The organism is Streptomyces sp. URMC 126 (assembly GCF_051386555.1).
In the GTDB taxonomy this organism is placed as follows: domain Bacteria; phylum Actinomycetota; class Actinomycetes; order Streptomycetales; family Streptomycetaceae; genus Streptomyces.
The window spans coordinates 1-3,274 of the sequence record NZ_JBPQTX010000500.1 but is presented as its reverse complement, the minus strand read 5'-3'; the positions used below and the strand labels follow the sequence as shown (position 1 = coordinate 3,274).

2 protein-coding genes are annotated in these 3,274 nt (G+C 75.5%); both read right to left on the bottom strand.

Annotated elements, in window-relative coordinates; genetic code table 11:
- Positions 1-2,214: condensation domain-containing protein (locus ACSNOK_RS31970; RefSeq protein WP_436784289.1), on the bottom strand; the 2,214-nt coding region annotated here is incomplete at its 3' end.
- 103 nt (positions 2,215-2,317) lie between these two features.
- Positions 2,318-2,959 (bottom strand): isochorismatase family protein, encoded by a 642-nt coding sequence (locus tag ACSNOK_RS31965; RefSeq protein ID WP_436784288.1) that lies wholly within the window; start codon positions 2,957-2,959, stop codon positions 2,318-2,320.
- Between the last annotated feature and the right edge of the window lie 315 nt (positions 2,960-3,274).

Genomic DNA, 3,274 nt, shown 5'->3' with positions numbered 1-3,274 from the left:
GTGGTGGCCTTGCTGGCCGTCCTCAAGGCGGGCTCCGCCTGCCTCTTCGAGGCGGGCGGGAGGAGCCTTGAGCGTGGTCAGGACGCAGGCGGGGGTGAGGCCCTCGCCGTACGGTTCGCCTGTTGTGTGCGGTTTGCGCGGTTCGTGGCTCGGCGGATCGTCATCACACCCCTCTCCGCCCGCCTCGAAGAGGCAGGCGGAGCCCGCCTTGAGGACGGCCAGCAAGGCCACCACCGAGGTGACGGACGGAGGCAGACCGACGGTGGCGAAGGTGCCGGGGCGGATGCCGAGGGTGGCGAGGTGACGGGCGAGGCGGTTGGCGCGGGCGTTCAGTTCCCCGTACGTCAGCCGCTCTTCACCGGCCACCAGCGCGGTGGCGCCGGGCGTCCGGGCGGCGTACGCCTCGAACGGGCCGATCGCCGTCGTGGGCGGGAGGACGACGGCCGTGTCGTTGCCTTCGCGAAGGGCACGTTCGTGTTCCTCGTCAGGGACGAGCGACAAGGCGGAGAGCGGTACATGGGGGTCGTGGCCGGGGAGGCGCGTCAGCAGGCCGTGGAGCGCGCGCAGCGATGCGGCGCGTCCGGCCGGGGCCGGGCGCCCGGTCTCCGCCACGAGCCGGAGACCGCCGTCGGCCGTGCCGAGGAAGGTGACGGTGACCTCCTCGTGGGGGCCGGCCGGGGTGGTCGCCAGCGGGTGCAGGGTCGAGCGCGCGCCGGCGAAGGCGATCGGTTCCCCGGCCGGGACGACGTCGGTCGACGGCCCGGTGAGGGCGGGGTGCGCGGCGGGGAGGCCGAGGTCCCGACGGAGGTCGGCGCGGCGGTAGCGCTGGTGGGTCCGGGCCTCGCGGACGGCGACGTCGGCCTGCCGGACCAGGTCGGCGAAGGTGGCGTCGGGGCTGACCGTCAGCCGCAGCGGGACGGTGTTGCGCACGGCTCCGGGCACGCGCAGCGCGGCCGGTCCCGTACGGCCCGTCAGGGGCAGGCCGAGGACGACGTCGTGCCGCCCGGTCGTGCGGCACAGGTGCAGGGCGTGGGCGGCGAGCAGCAGCCCGGTCCAGGAACCGCGGACGGACGCGGCGAGCTCGCGGAGCGCGGCCGTGGCCTCGGGGTCGAGGCGGAGGTCGTGGGGGGCGGGACGGTCGGCTTCGAAACCGGCGGGTGCGCCCGAAAAAGTGTGCGGGGGTGTGCGGAGGAGCGCACGCGGGGGCATGCCCGTCGGCGTACCCGGCGCCATTCCGGGTGCCATGGCCGGCGGCCGCTCCTCGTGGCTGTCGTCGGCGGTCAGGCCGGCCAGCCGGTTCCGCCAGTAGGCGCGGTCCCGGTCGCGCGCGGCGGAGCCGCGGTAGGCCGCCTCCTCGGCGACGAGGTCCGCGAGGCGGCCGAACGGGCTGGGGCCCGGGTCCTCCCCGGCCGCCAGGGCCGTGTAGACCTCGGCCACCCGGAGGTCCACCAGCCGGTGGCCGTGCGCGTCGAGCAGGGCCCGGTGCACACGCCGGTACCAGAGCCAGCGCCGGTCGCCGACGCGGAACAGCCCGTACGCGAACAGCGGTCCGTCGGCCGTGCCGAAACCCCGGTCCAGGTCGGCGCGCATCCACGCCAGCGCGGTCCGGACCGCTTCCGCGTCCTCGGGTCCGTCCGTTTCACCGGCACCACGGCTATCGCCGGCACCACCGCAGCTGCCGGTACCGCCGGTGCTCCCGTCCGTCGAACGACGGTCGTCCGCCTGGTCCGCCCCCGCCTCCCGGTCCTTCCCCGAGCCCGGCCACCGCCCCACCGCGACCGGCTCCTCCATCACGTACCCCTGACCGCGCAGGTCCGCGGCACACAGGGGGAACCCGTGCCCCGGCGGCTCGATCGCGATCGGCCGCTGGCGGGGGCCGTCCGGGGTGTCGACGATCCGCATCCGCAGCGCGTCCGTCTCGCCGACCGTGCGGTGCAGGGCCTCCGCGAACAGGACCGGGTCGAGCGGGCCGTGGATCTCCCGGTACGCGGCCGTGACCGGCGCCGCGCCCCTGGGGTCGCGGGCCTGCCGTGCCCACAGCTCCCGTTGGGCCGCCGTCAGCCGCAACCCGCGCGGTGCGGCGGCCTCGTGGACGGCCGCCGCGGCAGCGGTGTTCCGCGCGGCGGCGTCCTCCAGGGCGGTGCCTTCCGGCACGGCCTCCCCCCGGGCGGGGGGAGCCGGGAGGAGGAACCGGTCGAGGGCGCGTACGGTCACCGTCGGGCTCCCGGGGTCGTCGCGGGAGCCGCCGGGTACCCGCCGTCGTGGCGGCGGCCCGGCCGCCGGGGGCGGCGCCGGTCTCGGTTCGGGGACATGGCCGTCAGTTCCCCTCGGCGCCCGTCAGGACCCGGTCGGTCGTGGTGACGACGGCGCACTTGGCGGCGGCCCAGCGCAGGGCCATGGCGTGGTCCTCGGCCGAGAAGTCGGCGACGGCGTCGGCGACGACGAACGGCCGGATGTCGCGCATCCACGCGTCACAGGCCGTCATCAGGACGCCGATGTGCGCGTAGACGCCGACGAGGACGAGCTGGTCGCGGCCCTGTCCGGCCATCCGCTCGGCCAGGTCGGAGCGGACGAACGCGCTGTACTTCCACTTGGTGAGCACGGTGTCCCCGGGTTCGGGCGCCACGGCCGGGGCGATCGCCTCGGCGTGCCCGTCGGCGGGCAGACCGGGCCCCCAGAAGTCCTGCTGGAGACCGCGCTCGTCGGGGCTCTGGCCGCCGGGCTGCGCCGAGTACACGACCGGGATGCCGAGCCGCGCGCACTCCTTCTTCAACCGGGCCACGTTCGCTAGCAGTTCGGTCACCGGCGAGGCGTCGGCGGTGAAGGCGCCGAGGAAGTAGTTCTGGAGGTCGTGGACGAGCAGGACGGCGCGGTCGGGGTCGACGGTCCAGTCGACCTTGTTCGCGGGGAGGTCGGCCTCGCCGGGCATGGGGTAGGGGGTGATGGCGGGGAGCGCCATGGTGCGGTGGCCTTTCGGTGCGGTGCGGGCGGCTCGTGCCGCGCTTGCTCGGGGTCGGGCCGGCCGGTGTGGGCTTCCCGTTGGTGCCGGCGGTGTCGTTGGTCGTTGGTCTTCAGCAGTCAGTAGTCGTCAGTCAGTAGTCGGTATTCGTCAGTCCGTATTCGATGGTCACTCGTCGGGTACGACGGCGTCATTCGCCGTCCGCTCGTCGTTCGCCGTCCGCTCGTCGTCGCCTCGCGCTCGCTGACACCGGCCGGACGGAGGGGATACCGGCCGGGGAACCGGCGGGCCCGGCAACCCCTGCCCGCCCGACCC